A 20,050-nucleotide genomic window follows, 5' to 3' on the forward strand; every position below is an offset into this window, starting at 1 on the left:
CCGTTCCCACGAGAGGATCTGCAATGTTGTGGACGTTGACCTACGACGCCGACGGCCATCCCGCCCCGGGGTCCGTACCGAACCTGATCACGAACATCCGGGAGTCGGGGATCCGCGATCTGGTGGTGTTCTCGCATGGTTGGAACAACGGCGCGCAGCAGGCGACGTCGCTGTACGAGCGGTGGTTCGGGTTGTTGCGGCCCCACCTGGACGTCGCCGCAAAGGTCGGCTTCGTCGGTCTGTACTGGCCCTCTCAGCTCTGGCGCGACGAGCCGATCCCGGATTTCGAGCCGCCGACCGTCGATGGCGGGGGATCCGCCGGTGTGGTCACCACGTCGTCGGGCACCGTGCTGACCTCCGAGCTGGACCCCGACATCCTGGCGGACCTCAAAGACCTCTTTCCTGAGCGGGCAAGCAATCTCGATGCTGTCGCCGGGCTCCTCGCCGTGCCGGTGACCCAGGAGTCGATCGCGGCGCTGTACCGCGAGATCGAAGCGTTCAGCCGGATCGAACCGGACCTCGACGACGGTGAGAGCGGTTCTGCGCCAACGCTGCCTGGGATGTTCACCGACCATCGCACTCCGACGGAGACATTCGAGTATCTGGCTGACACGATTACGGCATCCGGGGCGATCATCGACGCCCCGGATGTCGGTGCTGCCGGGCTCCGCGACGTCGGCGCGAAGATCCTGGCAGGGGCCAAGGAGACGCTGAGGCAGGCGTCCTACTGGCGGATGAAGCAGCGGGCGGGCACGGTGGGCAGCGTGGGCCTGGGCCCGACAGTGAAGCAGCTCGGTTCGGAGTTCCCGGAGCTGCGAATCCATTTGGTGGGGCACAGTTTCGGCGGCCGCGTGGTGTCGTTTGCATTGCCCGTACTACCAGAGGGTCAGGCATCTCCCGTCAAGTCCGTCACCCTGTTGCAGGCGGCGTTCTCCCGGTTCGCGTTCACCGACCAGCTTCCTTTCCGTTCAGGCGCCGGGGCACTGGCCGGGACCCTGAACCGGGTCGACGGTCCGATTTCGGTGTGCTATTCGAAACACGATCGTGCGCTGGGTACGTTTTATCCGATCGCGAGCATGCTGGGAGGCACAGGTGCCGATGCCGCCGGCGCGACAGACCCGCTCGCACGATGGCGGGCGATGGGATCGCACGGAGCGCACGGCGTGGTGCCGGCACCGCTCGGCCCGGTCGGGACGACCTACCAGTTCGGGCGCCACGCCATCTCGAACTTCGACGCCTCAGAATATGTGGCTCAAGGGAACTCACCCTCAGGGGCTCACAGTGACATCTTCGAACCCACGCTGGCCTGGGTAGTGGCGAGCGCGATGCTCCTGCCGGTCACGACCTCGACCGATGCTGGGAGGGACATCTGATGGCTCACGACTACACCGTCGTTCCCGGTGACACCCTATGGGCCATCGCCACCCGCTTCTACGGGCGCGGCGAGCTGTTTCCGGTGATCGCCGACGCCAACCGCCTTCCCAATCCCGACCTAATCTTCCCGGGGCAGGTTCTGCACATCCCCGATCTGGCTCCGCCGCCGCCGCCGCCACCGCCACCGGAGCCTGTGCCGCCGCCCCCGATCGAGCCGGAAGCTCCTCCGGAGCCCATCGACTTCCAGCTGCTCCGACCCGCGGACCTGGTCGATCTCGCCTGCACCGCATCCGGTTTCAGGGTCGAGACTCCGAGTCCACCGCACGCCCCGCCACCGCCTCCGCCCGGCGAAGTGCGGTACACGGTGGTCCCGGGCGACACCCTCTGGGACATCGCAGGCCGCTTCTACGGCGACCCGCGACGGTATCCCGAGATCGTGGCAGCCAACGGAATCGGAAATCCTGATCTGATCTTTCCCGGGCAGGTGTTCCTCATCCCGGGGATCGCGGGACCACCCGGGCCGACTCCCGCGATCCCGGTTGTCGACCCGACCAGGCATCTGCGTGCGGTGACCGACGACGCGCACATCGTCGTCCGTTTCGGCCCCCAGAACGTCTTCGAGGTCGCGGCAGATACGGTCACGCCCACTCGGATCCTGGCCGCGAAGGAATCGAGGGTCGTCTTCCAGGTCCCGTCCGGTACCCGCATCGAGTTCACGACGGTAGGCATCCTCCGGGTGCTGCCACTTCTGAAACTCGCCGTGTCACCCTCTGCGACACCGCGACCCGACCCAGCTGACATCCCGGTCGAGGTACCCGACAAACCTGCCCAGCTGACAGATCGGGACACCGCCATCGAGGCACCCTTCCGGCTGGTTGTGTCACCGAGTTCTCGCGGCGCATTCACGCACTCCGCAGAACCCGTTGCCGCGCCGGGTGATCCGCATCGGATCGAGCTCTGGACCACCCGGCTCGCGGTGCGTCGCGAAGTCGACGGCCAACTCGTCGGCATCGATCGCCTCGATCAGACCCAGCGCATCGTCCGCGCGCTCCACACGCGAAACGACCAGGCGCCGCCCGAAGCCGAACCCACGGGATCGCTGACGTCGGCGCATCGACGGAACATCGTCGAGCTGACCTCTCATCGCGTCGACGGCGTCGAGCCCGAACCCCTGTCGGTCCGGACGTTCGCGCTCAGTGCCGTCGGCGCCTGGATCGACTGGTCCGCGTCGTGGGCGGCGACTGCGGCCAACAAGCTTCTGGCTTACCGGCACCTCGCACCCATGGGCCGGGACGCGTACGTCAGGGTCGACGAGCCAGGACTGCTCTATCCGTTCGGACACCGCGCCACGCGAGTCATCATCACCGAACGGCAGATCGCACCAGGCCCGGATCCGGTGGCCCGGCTGATCAAGCGAATGTTCATCGTGGTGCGAGAACCCTCGCGCAGGTACACCGGCAAGGCCAGCTCCGCTCCTTTCGCGATGCCTTTCACCGACCTCGCCGTGCGGCCGCTTGTCACGCCCGACATCCGACTTGACACCGGGCCGCGGCCCTTTGTCGCGGAGATCGAGGGTGTGGGCAGTTTCCGGTGGCGGGTGACCGGTATCGATCATGCGGGGCGGGCCATCGCCATCGAGACCCCCCTTGTCTTCGTGCCACTTCTCGATGTCGACACCGACCGGGAGTTCGCGGCGTTGATGACACCGGCCGCGGAGAAGTGGAACGGGGTCCGCTCCGAGCTCACCGTTCTGAACAAGTCCGTTGCCATGGCACCGCCGAGCACCGCCGGCGATACGACGTTCCAGGTCGAGGGACTCACCTTCGCCGCGGACTTCGACGCCACCGACCAGTTCGTGGCACCCCGGGTGGAGCAGTCCCAGCTCGTGATCCCGGCGCTGAGCGCGCTCAATGGCGGCAACGCACCGGTGTCGGTGGAATATGAGCCACGATTTCGAGCCCAGGGGTTCAGCGGACCGGCGGAAGTGTTCCTCACCCTGACCGGGCCGCAGGTGCTCGACTTCGGGGGCAACAGCAGCGAGAGCGGAGGCTTCGTACAGCCGAACGTCACCGTTGACGCGATCTCACGGACTCTCGGAGCCATCGGCGACAAGGACGTTGCCGCCGGAAGCCCGCTGGCCGCCGGCACCTTCGACCCAGCGGCATTCCTGGGCAACGCGGGGCCGAAATTGTTCGGGATGTTCGGTCTGCTCGAGCTGATCGCCGACGGGACCGGCCTTGAGAGAGCACCAGAACTTGTGAGTGAAGCGCTCGATGTGGTCAGTGGACTGCGGTCGGAGCACCAGCGGTTGACAGTCGCGCTCGACCGATTGTCTGCGCAGGTGAACGCCGAGATTGTCAAGGCGACCCACGGTGGCGCCACCGCACAGTTACAGACGCTGCTGGGGGACGTCGACCATGTACGTGGTCAGATCGTGGGCGCTGCAGACAGATTGGCCGACGCTTTCGACGGCGTCCTGACAGGAGTCGACGGCAGTGCCGCGACGGCGGTTGCCGAAGCGGCAGTGCTTGCCGGCGTGCTGGACCAGGTCCAGGATCTCGTAGCGAACCCGGCGTTGCCCGCCGCGGCTCGATCGTTGATCGAACGACCGGCGAATGCGCTCCGGCAGATCACCGTGACGGCGAACGATCCGACATTGGCTGCGGTCCTGACCTCGCTGCGCACCGGGGTGGTGCGTTTCGAGTGGCAACCCGAACTCGAACCCTGGCCGGTTGGTTCCGACGAGAACAACGCTGTGTTCTTCCCGTCGCGCCAGGGGCTGACGATCAGCGTCGAAGTCCGGGCCGGTGACCAACCCCGCGCCGACGTCAGTGCGCAACTGACCGACTTCACGCTTGCGCTGTTGCCGGGCGCCCGCCTGATCTCGATGCGATTCAGCCGCATCGGGTTTCGCACATCGACCGGTCGGAAACCCGAGATCGACGTGGTCTTCGACGGCATGAAGTTCGAGGGGCCGCTGGAGTTCATCGAGAAACTCCGCGAGGTCATCCCGTTCGACGGGTTCTCCGATCCGCCGTTCGTCGACGTGTCGACCAACGGCGTCAAAGCCGGGTTCGAATTGGCGCTGCCCTCGATTCCACTCGGGATCTTCAGTCTGGAGAACATCGCCCTGTACGCGGACTGTCACGTGCCGTTCCTCGACCAAGCAGTGACCGTCGGGTTCGGATTCTGCAAGAAGGAGGCGCCGTTCCGCCTCACCGTGATGGCGATCGGCGGCGGTGGCTGGGTCGGTATTCGGCTCAGCCCCAAGGGTTTGGTGCTGCTGGAGATGGGGTTGGAGGCCGGCGCTGCACTCAGCCTCGACTTCGGGGTCGCGTCCGGGTCGGTGTCGGTGATGATCGGCATCTACCTGCGACTGGAAGGTGACGAGGGCAAGCTGACCGCCTACTTCCGGATTCGCGGAGAGGTCGATGTGCTCGGCCTTGCTTCGGCCTCGCTGACGCTGGAGTTGTCACTGACCTACGACACCGCGACCGGCAAACTCGTCGGCCGCGCCAGTCTGGTGATCGAGGTCGAGGTGCTGTTCTTCTCGGCGTCGGTGGAGGTGACCGTCGAGCGTCGCCTGGCCGGGTCCAGGGGTGACCCGAGCTTACGAGACATCATGCCGCCCGATTCCGGCGGCGACGTCATGTGGGACAACTACTTCGGCGCATTCGCACTAGGAGCATGAACCATGGCCACCACCAGATTGATGACCACCGTGCTGCCGCATTCGGTGGCGTCCGATGCGGACTTCCACGTATCGCTGTTCTTCACCCACCGGCTCATCCCGGACGGCGCAGCCGCGACCCTCGCCGACTTCCCAGCGCTGATCGATTGGCCCGGCGCGCTGAGCGGGGCTCAGATCACACTGCGTGTCAACGGTTCGCCGGATCCGATCGCGTGCCGTCCGCTGACGGCGGTGTTGAATCCGGCGGGATGGGCGGCAGCGTTTCCTGCGACCACGACGGTGACCGGCTTCCCGGCTCCCAAGATCACGCAGGGTGCGCCGTGGCAGTCATTTCCCGCGTCGGCCATGGGCGACCACGGTCTCGACGCGCACTACGCCTCGGTGTTCTCCTCGCCCGTGACACCGCCGTCGGTCAGCGACAGTCGTCTCGCGACGGCGGTCCTTGCGTACTGCAGGAGGATCGACGGCACAGGCCCGTTGCTGGGGGAGTTCACAGCTCACCGCCGCAGTCGCGGCGCCTTTGAGGCCGCGATCGACAAGGCCCGCCGTGACCGGGCCCGGTCGGTGCGGGATGGCTGCGACTGCACCGACGGCGGCGATCGAGGCCTACAACAACCGGAGTCGTTGCTGTCGACACTGTTCGACCGCAGACCCGGTGAGCCGTCGGCCTTCGAGACCTTCGATCGCGCGGTGTCGGACCATCTGTCGGGCCTGCTGCGCGGATCTCCCCGTCCGCAGCCACAGGGGCCTGTCGTCGCACTCGCTCCGGCCGCCGGTCAGGCCGCGCCGGTCGAGCGGATGCTGGTGGACAGCCACGCGAGCGCCGAGTACTACCGACGCCCCGAGGAGTCCGAGCCGCCGCCGCTCGCGGACGGTGACTCACGACCACGACCGGACAAGCCAGAGGTTGAATTCCATTCGCTGGCAGCCGCCGCGGGCAACACTCCCGCGCTGGCGCGTCGCCTCGGATTTGTTCTCGACCTCAAGATCGACGATCCGGCGACGTTGGCCGGCGCCATCGAGGTGACCTGTGAGGTGACGATCCCCGGTGTCGAGAATCTGCTGTCGCCGGTGACCCGATGCGCGGTCGACGGGGATCGGTTCATGGCGACGAATGGCGCCGACGGCCGGTGGGAGAGCGGACTGCTGACGGTCGGCAGGCCCGAATACCGGGTCCTGGACCTCGACCCCGACGCCGCCGGACTCAAACTCGAACAGCACCTGCGGTCCGCGGCCCGTGCGCAGGCCGCCGAGTTCAACGGCGATGAGGTGAACTTCGCTCCGGCAACGTTGCGCTCCAATGGTTTCGCGATCGCCAACACCAATCGGGTGACGACCGTGCGCGGGACCGTCGGCGCAGCGGAGAACCGCAGAACCGACATTCTCGCCTCCACGCCCGGGGTCGCCCCACCGCGGTTCACATTCGGTGAACTCGTCCGGGGCCTGCAGGTGCAGGTGTGGGATGACCACACCCGGGTGTGGCACAGCCTGCACGAGCGGACCGTGACCGTCGAGGTGAACGGCACGGTGGTGCTCACCGACGTTCCCGACAGCGGTCTGTTGCAGGGTGCCTCGCCGAGCCGGGTACCAGGTGATCCGGCGAATCCGTACTACTTGCACGAGGTCGTCGCCGGCTGGGACGGGTGGAGTCTGTCCGCGCCGCGGCCGGGCCGCAGCATCGTCCACGACAGCGGGCAGGGTGTCGATCCGGGCAGTGAGATCCTGACCGACAACGGTCGCGAGGCGACGCCGGGATCGTTTGTGGTGCGCAGTTCGCCGCGAGCAGGATCTCTGCCCGCCCTGCGTTACGGACGGCGATACGCATTTCGCGTTCTCGGGGTCGATCTGGCAGGCAACGTCGTGTCCCACCCCACTGGCACGATAGCGGCCGACGCCCTGGACCCGGTGGCCGTCGTCACCGCCGAGACCCATGTGCAGACGTTGCGGCAGGAGTTCGCGGCACGTGATGCCGCCGGATTCTTGGCGTCCCAGCGTTCGGCGACCGATCCGGCGAGCGGCAGCGGTCTCGTCGGCCGGGTCAATGACGCGATGGCACGCATCGAAAAGGTCGCCACCAGCTTGAAGATCCGTCCGCAGCTGGACACTCCGGCAACGGACTTCGCGGCACTGTTCGCGCAGTCGGGAGGGCCGGAGACGGTCACCACGCCGCGGCTGTTCCTGCGGTGGGATCCGGTCACCGAACCGACGATCGTGCCGCGTCACCGTTTGACGTTCGCTGAATCTTTGAACCGCATGGTGATCCGCACGACAGACTCCGGGTCGACCACCACCGAGCGGCACGTGATCCCACCGAAGGTCAGTCAGACCGAAGCTGAACACGGTGGCCGCTTCGACGCCCTGATGACCTCGCCGGACCCGGCGTCGCGTCGCCGGGCCTACGCCACGGCATTGCGGGAGCGGGGCAATCTGTTCCACACCTCGGTGCAGGACCTCGACGACCCGCTGCGCACCAATCCGGTGCCGTGGCCGGTGCGTTTGGAGTCCGCTCCGACCGTCGACCCCGCCGCGGCGGTGACGTTGGAGCAGTTGCAGCACCGCGGTGTGCGTACCGACCCGGCCATGCCGCATCCGAACGACGAGGCCCAGCCCGCGGCGGGACAGTACGTCGTCCACGACACCGACGCGCTGGTGGTGCCGTACCTCCCCGATCCGATGGCACGAGGCGTCGCGCTCATCTTTTATGAAGCAGGGGCGGATCACCACCTCGCTGATCGACGGATCCTGCAGTCGGTGACCATCCCGTACTCGGGGGACTGGCCGGCCGTCGCCGGGCTGCGACTGGTGCTGCACAGCGCCGACACATTGGGCGCCGAGCAGCACGGCAACGAGGTGCGTATCGGGCTGCCACCAGGGGAGCAGGTCGGTGTTGCGGTGTCGTCGATCATCGACCGGGGGGCGTTGGAGACCCTGGGATTGTGGCGCTTTCATGCCGTCCACGACCCCGCGGTGTCAGCGACCGATCGTGCGATCCTCGAGGAGGCCGCAACCGACGGATGGCTGTGGTGGCTCACCCCCAGCACCGACCTGCGTCTGGTCAATGCGACCACCCGCCCCGCAACGCCGCCGACGATCACAGCCCTGCGGACGAAGCCGCGCGTCCAGGGAGTGCTCGGCGCCGAGATCCTGGGCACCCTCGACATCCACGGCAGCAGTACCGACAGCGTCGAACTGAGGGCGACCTGGTCGGGGATCGTCGACGACCCGGCACTGCCCGAGCCCGGCGTCGTCAGCGGCGCCGAGGTCGTCAGCACGTTCCCGGTCGGAGCGCAGGAGACGAGGTCGATCGTGTCGATCGACCAGGCCGTTGGACCGAGGCCGGTCGGGATCCCGGAACGTCCGGTGACCCATACGCTGCCGGACACCCGTACCCGGGTGGTGACGTACCGGCTGCACGGATCGTCGCGCTATCGGGAGTTCTTCGAGCCCGCGGAACTGCCTGCCGCCGACGACCCGGCGTCGGCGGGCAACGGGGTGGAGGTCCGGCATCTGAGTTCGCAGCGACCACCGGCACCCGTCGTCCACGAAGTGCTCCCGGTGTTCTTCTGGGAGGAACTGAGCGAACCGCAGCACCCGTTTGCCGTACGCCGGATCCGGCACAGCGCGCTGCGCATCTGGTTGGACAGGCCCTGGTTCGCCAGTGGTGACGGCGAACAACTGGCGGTGATGATCGGCGCGCCGGATGCGCCTGCGGGTCAACGCGACGTGGTGAGTCTGTGGGGGCGTGATCCGGCCGTGCTGGGTCCGGGTCTCGGGACGGCGACCGAACTCCCGCTGCAGTCGGCGTGGGAAGAACGCGCGTTGGCCCTCGAGGTCGACGTCGAGCGCAGGCCGGGGCGACCCCATGGCCGCGTAGCCGACCGAGACAACGTCATCGGATACCTGTTCACGCCGGAATACGACGTGACCCGGCGCCGCTGGTTCGTCGACGTACGGTTTGACGCCGCCGACAAGGCCTGGCCGTTTGTTCGACTCAATGTTGCTCGGTATCAACCGAATGCCGTCGATGACTGCCACTTCTCCTCGGACACCAACACCGACTTCGTCCAGCTGCTGCCACAGCGGATCTGCACGCTGAACCGGCCGCACGAGGGGGCGGTCCGGGTCACCGTAAGCGGTACCTTCGCGGTCACCGACCTTCCGGGTACCGACGCGGCGGCGGCAGGTCTCCAAGGCGGTTCGGCGACGGTGGCGCGGATGCGGAACAGCAGGCAGGTGCGTGCCAGTCTGCAGACCAGGGCCGTCGACGCCACCTCGGACCTCGATTGGTCCACCGTGACCAGTGTCGACTGTGACCTCGAAGGTGCCGACCCGCAGTCGTTTGCCGCGAGTTGGAGTGGTGAGCTGCCGCTTGAGCCCGCGCACCGGCTCGCAACACCGGGTGCCGACACGACGGTTCGCGTATTGCTCGAGGAACACGAGTTGCTACCGACGGACGCCGAACCGGGTCAGACCGCACCCCAGAGCATTTCCCGTCTCGTATATGCCGATCATCTGTACCTGTGACCTGGAGGTCCGACATGCTCACATCAAGTCTGTTCAGCGGCGATCCACTCCTGGAAGCCATTGCGGCCGACGGGCCGCAACGCATATCGACGGTGCAGAACCGTAACGACCCAGCCGTCGTGAAAGTTCAGACCGCACTACTCGATTGGGATCCGGGAGCGCTTCCACTCTTCGGTGCCGACGGTGACTACGGAAGCGAGTCCGCGGGCGCCGTACATCGTTTCAAGCGTGACGAACTGTTGGTTCCCGAGCCTGAGATCGTCGATGACGTCGGACCTCGAACCGTTCGCAGGCTGGACGAAATTCGGGTGGCGGTCGAAAGTCCGGCCCCGCCGCCACCTCCTCCTCCACCGCCTCCACCGCCTCCACCGCCGCCACCGCCGCCACCGCCGCCCCCGACGACTCTGGTGCGGCGCGATGCCTGGCACCTGTCTGCGGTCGACCAGCGGCATCCGATCCTGACGGCCTACGCGCGGGCCGTCGGCGTTCTCAAGCGCAATGCCGGCACCGATCGCAGGATGTGGTGGTCACACCACACCCAGGTGCACGGGATGACCCCCGATCCGCAGGACGGTCTGCGCAATCAGTGCCAACACTTCTCTTGGTACTTCCTGCCGTGGCACCGGATGTATCTCGACCAGTTCGAAAGGGTGTGCCGCGAGATCATCGCCGCCGACCCGCTGACGCCCGATGACATCAAACAGACCTGGGCGCTGCCATATTGGGATTACGACCGCCCGGACAGCAACGCCCTTCCGCCCATCTTCCGAATGCCTGATCTCGACGGCGCTCCCAACCCACTGTTCGACGCCGAACGTGCCCCCGGGATGAACAGCCTGTCGACCCCGGCGCGGTTGACCCCCGCAGAGACCAGGGCCAGCGGCTGGTTCCGGGCGCGCGACTTCTCTGCTGCTGCGCCTTTCCCCAGTTTCGGCGGACCGATCACCGGATTCCATCACCTGAACGAGTCGGGCAACCAGATCATGGGGGCACTCGAGAGCACGCCGCACGGCACCGTCCACGGCGCGGTGGGTGGTGTCAACGGCAAGATGATGGACTTCGATCGTGCGGCGGGCGATCCGATCTTCTGGTTGCACCACTCCAACATCGATCGGTTGTGGGAAGTCTGGCGCGTCAACACCGGAGCGGGTCGCGATTCCGTCGATACTGCTTTCCTCAACCGCACGTACGGGTTTGCCGACTCCGCGGGTGGGGCGCAGACGGTCGCGGTCCGTGATGTCGTATCGCCGAGCTCGCGTCCGCACACGTACGAGGACCTGTCTGTACCCTCGTCGGCAGGTGTGGCTCCGGTGAGAGGACTGGCCGTGACCGAGGACAATCCGCCGCAAACAATTGGCGCCATCGACAATCCGCTCGAGCTCGTGAACGGGATCGCCAACACCGTCGAGCTGTCGATGCCCGACTTCGCCGCCTTGCAGTTCGACAGCCCTGGACGGGTCTACATCTCCATCGACCACCTGGTCGCCACCGACATACCGGCGACCACCTTCGGCGTCTATGTCGATGACGGCGGGGACGGCGCCTGGGTGGGTAACCTGCCGCTGTTCGGGCTGGCCGAGTCGATGAGGTCCGATGCCGAGCACGGCCTGAGCTTCACCTTTGAGATAACCGACATCGTCGAGTCGCTGGTCGCCGCAGGCAACTTCGACCCGAGCCGCCTGGGACTGCGATTCGAACCGATCGGTGAAGCCGGCGACACGGTGGGTATCGGATCAGTGCAGGTCGGGTCCGTCAGCATCTTGCTCGGCTGAATCGCGATGTCGGCCGGGGCCGTCGCCGCACCCGCCTTTCTCAGGTCGCGGCCGCAGTGGTCGGTGCTCGCGGCGGTGGTCGTTGCCTGGATCGTGTGGTGCATGCTGGCGATGCGGTCCGGTGGACACGCCGATCACGCTCAGATGCAGTCCTATTCGATTGCGGCGGCTCTCGACTCGGGCGCTATGTGGCTCACGATGGTCGTGGCCATGATGCTCCCCGCGACGGTTCCGGCGATTCGGTACGTGGCGTACGCAACCAGACGACAGCGTCGGCAGCGGTCGATTCTCTTGTTCACTGCGGGCTTCGTGGCGGTGTGGGTGGTGGTGGGCGTGCCGGTTCTGGGCGTCGTCGAGATCATCGGTGGACCCGTCTGGATCGGTGTTCTCGCACTGTCCGCCGCGGCCCTGTACGAGCTCACGCCGCTGAAGCGAAAGGCGCTGCGGCGCTGTCACCGAACCCTGCCGATACGATTCGACGGCCGACCAGCCGACCAATCGTGTCTGAGGTTTGGTAGTTACCAGGGCTACTGGTGTGTACACACGTGCGGTCCGGCGATGGTCGCGGTGGTCCTCCTCGGACATCCACTACTCGTCACGGCACTCGTGGGCGCGATCGTGTTCGCCGAGCGTGTCCTCGTACGTCCAGACCGCCTACGGCTGTTCGTGGGATACGTCGGGCTGGCGTATCCCGCAGCCGTGCTGCTCGTCGTGGGTTGAGCGAGGCGCTCATACCCTGGCTTTGACAAACAGCAAAGCCGTGCAAGAAAAACGCTCGGCGTTTGTGGGCCCGCAACAGTCCACTGATCTACGGCGTGGCGTAGGTCTCCCAGAGTTCGCCGATGATGTCGACAACCTCGGGCGGCACGCAGATCTCGCCGATGCAGGTCTCGGCCGGCTGTTCAACTGGCGCGACGGGCTCGACGGAAGGCGCGGTGCTCGGAGCCGCACCCGGCAGCACGAGGCGAGAGGGCTCAGCGGTCGAGTTCGGGCCGACGGGTGTGGGGGTGCCCCACTGTTCGGCGCCCTCGCCGAGCGGGACCTCGGAGCAGCCCCAGAACAGGTCGTAGGTGCCGTCGGGCAGGGTGTCGGACCCGTCCGGGCCGGTCTCTGTGAAGAGTTTCAACGGAACCGTCTTCGTGGAGCCGGGTTGGATGACAGCACTCAACGTCTCGGGGTTGGTGTAGCCGAACACCGGTTTCGTATCCCCGGTGACGGCAGTGTCCGCAGGCAGTCCGTATAAATTGCAGCCGATCAGGGATCCGGATCCGTTTGTGATCGTCACAGTGGCGTTGCTTCCCGTGACCGTCGGACTGATGGAGACGTCGCCCGGGGCGGCGTGGGCGAACGCGGGGAACATCAACAGGGCCGCAGCACAACCGGATACGACTCCAGCTGTGCGCCGTGCAATTCGAGCCGTCATGGATGACCAAACCTTTCGACAGCGATGTCCGAGTGCAGGGTGCACCCGATGATGATCGTCACGGTCACTTTAAGGCAGTGCGTGCTCGGCCGCAATTCGAAAGACGCAGGTCGGCACCTCGGCGTTCTGGTTTGACCCGCCGGGTTCAGGGGCAACCTGCCCGTGCCCTCAGGTACGCCCGCTCACGCCAGGAGAGTCCGATGTCGACAGATGCCATAGTCATCCTCAAAGAGGACCACAAAGCAATCAAGAAGCTGTTCAAAGAGTTTCGCGATGCCGGTCCCGATGCAAAGAAGAAGAAGGCCGACACCGTCGCCAAGATCATCGAAGCGCTGACGGTCCACACGTACATCGAGAACGAGGTCATGTACCCCGAAGTCCGCAAAGCGGTCCCGGACGTCGAAGACGACATCTTGGAATCGTACGAAGAGCATCACGTCGCAGATCTGCTGGTCATGGAGCTCGTCACGATGACCCCCGACGATGAGCGGTTCGATGCCAAGACCTCCGTCCTCATCGAGAATGTGGAGCACCACATCGAAGAAGAGGAAGCCGAGTGGTTCCCGGAGGTGCGAAAGACTCTGGGACGCAAAGAACTCCAGCGCATCGGTGAACAGCTGCTCGAGTCGCGGGCCAAGGCGCCGCACTCGCCCGCCCAACCGTCCGCGTTGAAGAAGACGATCGACGCCGTCATCAAGTAGGCCGGTCAGACCCGCCGATCAGTTCGACGGTGCAACATCGGGAACGCCGGCGTCCGCACCCTTGGACTCATCCGGTGATGCCGTCGGTGACTCGTCCGGTGATGCCGCCGGTGCACCCGTCGGTGTCTGGGTCGCAGGCGTGGTGGTTCGCGTCGGCGGCGTGTAGATCGGCGGCGGGGTGTACTTCGGCCGCGTCGATGTCTCCCGCTCTGTCGTGGCCGGAGGGCGCCCTGGGTTCGGGGTGTTCTGCCGCCGAGTTGTCGGGTCCGGGGTGACGGGCGCGGGTGGCGGTGACTCCGTGGTCGTGGCCGTGGAGTCTTCGGTGGTCTTCGGTGCGCTCGTGACCGTTTCCGAGGACCTCTGGCGGGCAGGCGGCGCCTGCGTGGCCCTACTGGTCGACGACGGCGGATCGGCGGCCGTGGACGTAGAGGTGACCGGCAGGCTCGAATCGGAGAGTGTGGGTGCTCTTTTGTCGGGGTGCTGGGCCACGGCAACCGCGAGTCCGCCGGCGAGTAGCACCGTGGAGAGCCCTATGACTGCGACTGCGAGACGGGAGGGTCTGGTCGTCGATGAGCTGCGGTGCGCAGGCATGGGCTGCTCGCTCCCGGCCACCAGCGCGGCCCCGAAGGCGACGGTGTACCGGCCACCGATTTCGCGGACCGGGAGCCCCGCCGCGCGGGATATCTCCTGGATGACGCCGTTGATCTCCGCACCTGCTCCGGCAGCGACGACGACGTCGACGCCGAGGCCGACGACAGGTAAGGCAGCCATCGCGTCGGCCAGGGCGTCGGCGCCCGCCCGTTCGTATGCCGGTAAGTGTGCGCTCGGAGCCTGCGCGGTGTCGATGACGGTTGCAGATGTCGGGTCGATCAGCATCAGGGGTGCGGTGATCTCGGGTCGACCATGGTGATCGAAAAGCGCCACGACCAGGGGGTTGGCGCCGGGAAACTTCGACGACACCGCGGCAGTGACCGCCGGTGTCGAGGAGATGATGGTTGCGTGGGCGAGCCAGCCGGGGGCGTTGACCTGGCGGGCGCGATCGGTGAGCAAAATCTGGACTGCCGGGTCGGTGCACGCCACGGCGACGCGACTAGCTGAAAAGGGTGCGGACTCCACCAGGCGGTCGAGATGGTCGGGCAGGGTGGCGTCCACGGCAGGTAGTGCGACCCTGTTCCTGGCGACCACATCGTGGTGTGCGGCGTCGATGAGCAGGAGTGTGATCTCGGTGCCGGTGATCGCTAGGCCCAGGGCGTGCCCTTGGCTCATGCTTCACCACCTCCGCGATTATTGATCGTCTCTGTCATTTCTGAGACAGAGTTACTCTCTTGCGTTGTGTCTGAACGTAATTCGTGAGCATATGGCATGCGGATGGGTGGTGTCCGGTGTGAGCTGCGCAACGCGACAACAGGTCACTACCTCGGAGCCGGCCAGACGGTTCGACGTCAAGGTCGCCAGCCTGTACTCGCATCTCGAGAACACCCAGGAACTGAGGACGGGGATTGCGCCCCTGGAGTTGGACGAGCTCGCCGAGCGGGCGTCTGACGCGCTGGCCGGTCGGGCGGGTAGGGATGCGTTGATCGCCTTCGCCAACTCCTACCGTGCCTATGCTGGGAGCACCCCGGCCGATACGCGGCCACCCAGTTCCGTCTCGATCCAGAGACCGCTGAAGGAAAGCTGACGCTGACCGTGATCAGGGACGAGCTCTCCCGCATCGTCGCCGAACGGGCCGGCGACGACCGGAACCTCCACTACCTCGATGGACGAGACCTGTATGGCGAGAACAACTTCGCGGAACTCTCGTTGCCGGATCAACTGCATCCCGACGCGGCGACGCACGAGCGGATCGGGCGACGTTTCGCGTCAGTTGCCGCGAACCTCAGACCGTAGCCACCGCTCGCTCGCGAGCAGGGACGAGCGGGAAGACCTGTTCGGCGATGCGGGCGAGTTCCTCATGCGCCGGTGAGCACTGGATCAGTAGTAGGGTGACGCCGGCTTCCTGATAGGCGTTGATCTTCTCGGCGACCTGTTCGGGAGTGCCGACCAGGTCGGGACGCAGGCCCCGGGTCCCGACCGAGTACTCGCGCTTGGACACCTCGACGTCGAGCTCGGAGTTCGCGACGAACTCCTCGAACGATGCGTAACCCGGCGAGTTCGGGTTGATGGTGGTGATGCGGTCGAGTTCGGCGCGCGCTTCCTTCTCGGTGTCGCGGACGATGATGAACGTCGACATCCCGAACTCGGTCATGTCGCGCTGGTGGATTCGCTGCGATCGCAGGTTCATGTCGGCGATCTTCACGCGGGCTTCCTCCACGGTGCCGCCGTGCAGGACGTACGAGTCTGCAAACGTCGCGATCGACTCTCGTCCACTCTCGCTCTCGCCGCCGGCGAAGATCGGTGGGTGCTCGGCAGGCTTGGGGGACAGGATCGAATCCTGGACAGTGAAATGTGCGCCGTCGTAGGTGAATGGAGTCTGTTCCCAGAGGCCACGCAGGATCTCGACGAATTCAGTTGCCTGTGTGTAGCGTTCGTCATGCCTGGTGAACTTGCCGCCGTACTGGCGAGCTTCTTCTTCCCACCATGCTGCGACGACGTTGAGCGAGAATCGAGCGGCGCCCTCGGCGGTCAGCCCGGCGATGTCGGTGATGGTCGCCGACTCCTTCGCGGTGACCGCCGGCAGGTGGAAGCCTGGGCGCACAGCCGTCATCACCCGGAGCTGTTGCGTGACAGCGAGTATCGCGGTCGACAAGGACCATGCTTCGAGGCTGGGTGCCTCGACACCCTTGCGGTCGTTGAGGTACAGCTCGGGGACGAGAGTCGTGTGGTAGCCGAGTCGATCGGCAAGAGTCGACAGGCTCTTGATGTAGTCCCAGGTCGCGGGCATACCTTCGTCGCCGACGTTGCGCAGGAATCCACCGTAGATGGGTGTCCAGTAACCGAAATCCATGTCAATCCTCCAAGAGTGCGTCGAGCGAGATACGTAGGTCCTCGACGAGGTCTGCGGTGGTCTCCAAGCCGATCGAGAGGCGAATCGTCAGGTAGCCGAAGCCGGCCTGCTCCAACTGTTCTTCGCTCAGGTGGCTGTGGGTGGTGGTGGCGGGGTGCACCACCAATGATCGGGCATCGCCGATGTTCGCGACGATGGCGAACAGTTGCAGCGAATCGACGAACTTGCCCACCAGGGACTGGTCGACCTTCAGATCGAACGAGAAGACCGACCCCGGTCCCTTCGGCAGATAGCGCTGGGCGGCAGAGTGCCACTGATTGCCCACGAGCCCCGGATAGTTCACGTGAGACACCGCCGGGTGTGCGTCGAGGAAATCGGCAATCGCCGTGGCCGAGCGCACCTGACGCTCGAGCCGCAGGTCGAGGGTTTCGAGCCCCTGCAACAGTTGGAAGGAGTTGAACGGCGACAGCGCGGGACCGAGGTCGTGGACGACCTTCGTCTTCGCATACACCAGGTAGGCGCTGCGGTCGCGGCCGAACTCCTCCCACAGAACAATGTCGCCGACCCGTTTGTAGGGCTCGGTGAACTGCGGCCAGCGCTGCGGTTCGGCCCCATAGTCGAAGGTGCCGAGGTCGACGATCACGCCGCCAAGGGACGTGCCGTGTCCGCCGATGAACTTGGTGGCCGAGTAGACGACGATGTCGGCGCCGAAATCCTTGGGACGCTGCAGGTACGGCGTGGCGATCGTGTTGTCGACGATCAACGGGACCCCGGCGTCGTGCGCGGCGGCGGCCACTGCCTCGACGTCCAGCACGGAGGCAACGGGATTGCCGATGGTCTCTGCGAAGAACGCCCGCGTCTCGGGGCGCGTCGCCGATCGCCAGGCGTCCAGGTCGTCTTGATCGACGAGCGTGACCTCGATGCCGAAGTCGGCGAACGTGTCGGTCAGCAGGTCCACGGTGCCGCCGTACAACTGGCGGGCCGCCACGATGTGCTGACCGTGCTTGACCAGTGTGAGCAGCGACACAGCGACCGCGGACTGTCCGGACCCGGTTGCCAGCGCGGCGACACCGCCGTCGAGCTCGGCCATCCGTTGTTCGAACACCGTCTGGGTGGGGTTGCCGGTCCGGCTGTACAGGTTGCCTTTTCGCCGCAGCGAGAAGATGTCCCGGGCCGTCTCGAAACTACCGAAGTCGTAGGCAACCGACTGGTAGATCGGTGGGACCGCGGTGTTCTGGGCAACTCCCGGTTGGTATCCGGCCCGCACCGCGCTGGTGGCGAAACCTGGGATCTGGGACATCGAGAGGAGAGCCTTTCGTCAGACAAAAGCAGATTATGTTCCGAACAAACACCATCGGAGAGTGCTTTGCACGACTTTTGTTCTGCGTGAGCTTTTGTCTTGTTCGCTGAGACCGCGTGAGTGACAGTGACCTCACAACCTGCGGCGACAACCTCGAGTAAGGACATCTGTGAGCATCGACTGGCTGGAACCCGAAGCAACCGTGCGAGGCTCGGTGGTCGTCATCACCGGTCGCGGTGAGCACGCCGGGGTGTACGGCCGATTCGCGCGCAGGATCGCCGTCGACGGATATCGGGTCACCGTGGTCGAGGGCGGCAGTGAGGCGGCGCTCGCTGCCATCGACGCCGCTGATGCCTCGTTGCCGGTGGTCGTCGTCGGTTCCGACACGGGAGCCTCGGAAGCGTTGACGGCAGCGGCGTCGCGGCCGGTGGTCACCGGTGTGGTGGCTGCCGGACTACTCGGCGACTCCGCAGCCGTCCCGGGTGTCGACTGGGACGGAGAGCTGGAGATCCGGTCTGCCTGTCCGGTGCATCGGGGAGTCCTGGACTCGGACGCGGTGGACCGGGGCGCCCTGGCAACCCCGGCAGCAGGGGTGACGGCAGAGGTGCTCTCCGCCACAACTGTTCCCACGTTGGTCGTGCATGGTTCGGCTGACGTCGTCAGTGCTGCCGACCAGGTGCGCCGGCTGGCGCAGGACCTCCCCGAGGGCCGGATCGTGATCGTCGACGACGGGCGGCACGACATCCTCAACGATGTCTCGCATCGGTCGGTGGCCGCGGAGATCGTGCAGTTCCTCGAACGTCTGCGGCTGCCGGGCGCGCCCGACATCATCACCCGCATCCCTGCGGGCGTGCTCACCGGATGACAACCAAGACACCGGCGGCACCGGAGACCGACACCATCGCCCCAGAGTGGCTCGGCGAGAGAATTGTTGGTCGCGACAACCTCGCCGACGCGGTCGCGGAGCTGATCAAGTCCGGAGAGATCGCGGTGGGGGATCGGCTGCCGACCGTGCGTTCGCTGGCCAAGTCGACGGAGTTGACCGTCGGCGCCATCGTCCACGCCTGGGGACAACTGCAGGATCAGGGGTTCGTCCAGACCCGACGGCGTGGCGGAACAGTGGTGCTGCCGCCTCGAGACAGCGTGCCCGAGAGGGGGATCGCGGACTGGCGCGGGGTCGATCTCGCCCAGAACGCGCCTGATCTGGCGTTGCAGCCGTCGCTGGCGGACGCTTTGTTGTCGAGTCTGGGGGCCGAGACCCTGAATGTTTTCGGCCGCGAGTTGATGACCAAGCGATTGCAGCAGGCGGTCGAGCGCAGCTGGCCGTTCGAGCCGCAGGCCTGGGCGACCGCCGGCGGTGGTACCGAGGCCCTGTTGCTCGCCGTCGAGGCCGCCGCGCCGCCCGGATCCACGATCGCAGTCGACGAACCGCTGGGTCCCGGTGTGCTGGACACGATTCGGGACCTCGGCCTCCATGCGATCGGCGTCGGTGCCGACGCCGACGGGCCATGCCCCGACGACCTCGAGGTGGCATTGGCTGCAGGTGCCGTGGCCTTTGTGTTTCAGCCCGGGGCCCCCTTTGCCGTCGACCACGTGGTGACCGCGCAACGAACCGCGCACCTCGCGCGCGTTCTCGCCGCACATCCTGGGGTCTGGATCATCGAGGACGACTCGATCGGGCCACTCGAGTCCGCTGATCTCCCCTCGATGGGCAGTGCGTTGCCCGATCGTGTGGTGCGAATCCGCAGCTACTGCAAGGCGTATGGAATCGACGTTCGCACTTCGGTTCTGGGCGGATCCCGCGAGTTGATCGAGACGGCGATGCGGCTGCGAAGCCACGGTGTCGGATCGAACAGTCGCATATTGCAGGACACCCTCGCGTACCTGATCAAGAGCGAGGACGCCGAGCGCACAGTCCGGCTGGCACAGGAGCGCTACGCCGCCCGTCGCACCGCGCTGATCGAGGCGCTCGCCGCCCGGGACATCGATGCCCGCGCTGGTGCGCAGGGTCTCGTGGTGTGGGTCACAGTGTCCGATGAGACCGCTGCGCTCGTGGCCCTTGCCCGCCAGGGGATCTCGGTAGGCGCCGGTTCGCGTTCGTTCGTCGAGTCGGGTGGGCGCAACCTGCTGCGCATCTCGGCGACCCAATTACCCGATGACACAGAGGGAATCGGCCAGCTGGCTGATCTGGTTGCGGTAGCGGTGGTCGAGTCGGCACGAGAGTTCTTCGACTGACGAACTATGTTCTGTGGTCTTCGCGCAACAAACGAATATGTTTCGAACCGCAGAGAATCTAACCCTCTTCGCGCCCGTGTTTGTTC

General features: G+C 66.0%; 14 protein-coding genes. 10 read left to right on the forward strand and 4 right to left on the reverse strand.

Annotation, left to right across the window (positions count from 1 at the left end; all coding sequences use genetic code 11):
• Positions 1–23 precede the first annotated feature (23 nt).
• From J3S28_RS04225 to J3S28_RS04245, 5 genes are read left to right on the forward strand one after another with little or no spacing between them, the layout of a single operon-like run.
• Positions 24–1,373: a serine-threonine protein kinase gene (locus J3S28_RS04225; RefSeq protein WP_207837851.1), complete on the forward strand. Its 1,350-nt coding sequence runs from the start codon at positions 24–26 to the stop codon at positions 1,371–1,373.
• Complete coding sequence (locus J3S28_RS04230; protein WP_207837853.1) at positions 1,373–5,065, forward strand: LysM peptidoglycan-binding domain-containing protein; 3,693 nt, start codon at positions 1,373–1,375, stop codon at positions 5,063–5,065. The genes J3S28_RS04225 and J3S28_RS04230 overlap by 1 nt, the downstream gene beginning before the upstream one ends.
• Positions 5,066–5,068: 3 nt before the next feature.
• A complete protein-coding gene (locus J3S28_RS04235) occupies positions 5,069–9,589 on the forward strand; it encodes a hypothetical protein (RefSeq protein WP_207837856.1) in 4,521 nt (1,506 codons plus the stop codon).
• A gap of 14 nt (positions 9,590–9,603) precedes the next feature.
• The gene (locus J3S28_RS04240; protein WP_207837858.1) at positions 9,604–11,361 is read left to right on the forward strand and encodes a tyrosinase family protein; all 1,758 of its coding nucleotides are present in this window, start codon (positions 9,604–9,606) and stop codon (positions 11,359–11,361) included.
• A 6-nt stretch (positions 11,362–11,367) separates the two neighbouring features.
• Positions 11,368–12,081 carry a copper chaperone gene (locus J3S28_RS04245; RefSeq protein ID WP_207837860.1) on the forward strand — a complete coding sequence of 238 codons (714 nt, stop codon included), beginning with the start codon at positions 11,368–11,370 and terminating at the stop codon, positions 12,079–12,081.
• Between the two features lie 88 nt (positions 12,082–12,169).
• Here the strand turns inward: J3S28_RS04245 and J3S28_RS04250 are convergent, their stop codons facing one another.
• Positions 12,170–12,784: a hypothetical protein gene (locus J3S28_RS04250; protein ID WP_207837862.1), complete on the reverse strand. Its 615-nt coding sequence runs from the start codon at positions 12,782–12,784 to the stop codon at positions 12,170–12,172.
• Between the two features lie 200 nt (positions 12,785–12,984).
• Between J3S28_RS04250 and J3S28_RS04255 the strand changes: the two genes are divergently transcribed.
• Complete coding sequence (locus tag J3S28_RS04255; RefSeq protein ID WP_207837863.1) at positions 12,985–13,485, forward strand: hemerythrin domain-containing protein; 501 nt, start codon at positions 12,985–12,987, stop codon at positions 13,483–13,485.
• A gap of 18 nt (positions 13,486–13,503) precedes the next feature.
• On the opposite strand, the gene J3S28_RS04260 is transcribed toward J3S28_RS04255, so the two are convergent.
• The gene (locus tag J3S28_RS04260; protein ID WP_207837864.1) at positions 13,504–14,751 is read right to left on the reverse strand and encodes a hypothetical protein; all 1,248 of its coding nucleotides are present in this window, start codon (positions 14,749–14,751) and stop codon (positions 13,504–13,506) included.
• 118 nt (positions 14,752–14,869) lie between these two features.
• On the opposite strand from J3S28_RS04260, the gene J3S28_RS04265 reads away from it, so the two are divergent.
• Positions 14,870–15,163 (forward strand): TetR/AcrR family transcriptional regulator, encoded by a 294-nt coding sequence (locus J3S28_RS04265; RefSeq protein WP_207837865.1) that lies wholly within the window; start codon positions 14,870–14,872, stop codon positions 15,161–15,163.
• 8 nt (positions 15,164–15,171) lie between these two features.
• A complete protein-coding gene (locus J3S28_RS04270; protein WP_207837866.1) occupies positions 15,172–15,372 on the forward strand; it encodes an SGNH/GDSL hydrolase family protein in 201 nt (66 codons plus the stop codon).
• Here the strand turns inward: J3S28_RS04270 and J3S28_RS04275 are convergent.
• Together J3S28_RS04275 and J3S28_RS04280 are read right to left on the reverse strand one after the other, a co-directional pair.
• On the reverse strand, positions 15,362–16,429 hold the full coding sequence (locus J3S28_RS04275) for an LLM class flavin-dependent oxidoreductase (protein ID WP_207837867.1): 1,068 nt from the start codon (positions 16,427–16,429) through the stop codon (positions 15,362–15,364). The genes J3S28_RS04270 and J3S28_RS04275 overlap by 11 nt on opposite strands.
• Before the next feature lies 1 nt (position 16,430).
• A complete protein-coding gene (locus J3S28_RS04280) occupies positions 16,431–17,729 on the reverse strand; it encodes an O-acetylhomoserine aminocarboxypropyltransferase/cysteine synthase family protein (RefSeq protein ID WP_207837869.1) in 1,299 nt (432 codons plus the stop codon).
• Positions 17,730–17,898: 169 nt separating this feature from the next.
• On the opposite strand from J3S28_RS04280, the gene J3S28_RS04285 reads away from it, so the two are divergent.
• Together J3S28_RS04285 and J3S28_RS04290 are read left to right on the forward strand one after the other, a co-directional pair.
• A complete protein-coding gene (locus J3S28_RS04285; protein ID WP_207837870.1) occupies positions 17,899–18,594 on the forward strand; it encodes an alpha/beta hydrolase in 696 nt (231 codons plus the stop codon).
• Positions 18,591–19,964 (forward strand): aminotransferase class I/II-fold pyridoxal phosphate-dependent enzyme, encoded by a 1,374-nt coding sequence (locus tag J3S28_RS04290; RefSeq protein ID WP_207837872.1) that lies wholly within the window; start codon positions 18,591–18,593, stop codon positions 19,962–19,964. Before J3S28_RS04285 ends, J3S28_RS04290 begins: the two co-directional genes overlap by 4 nt.
• Positions 19,965–20,050: the final 86 nt, after the last annotated feature.

It is taken from the genome of Williamsia soli, from assembly GCF_017377795.1.
Classification (GTDB): domain Bacteria; phylum Actinomycetota; class Actinomycetes; order Mycobacteriales; family Mycobacteriaceae; genus Williamsia; species Williamsia soli.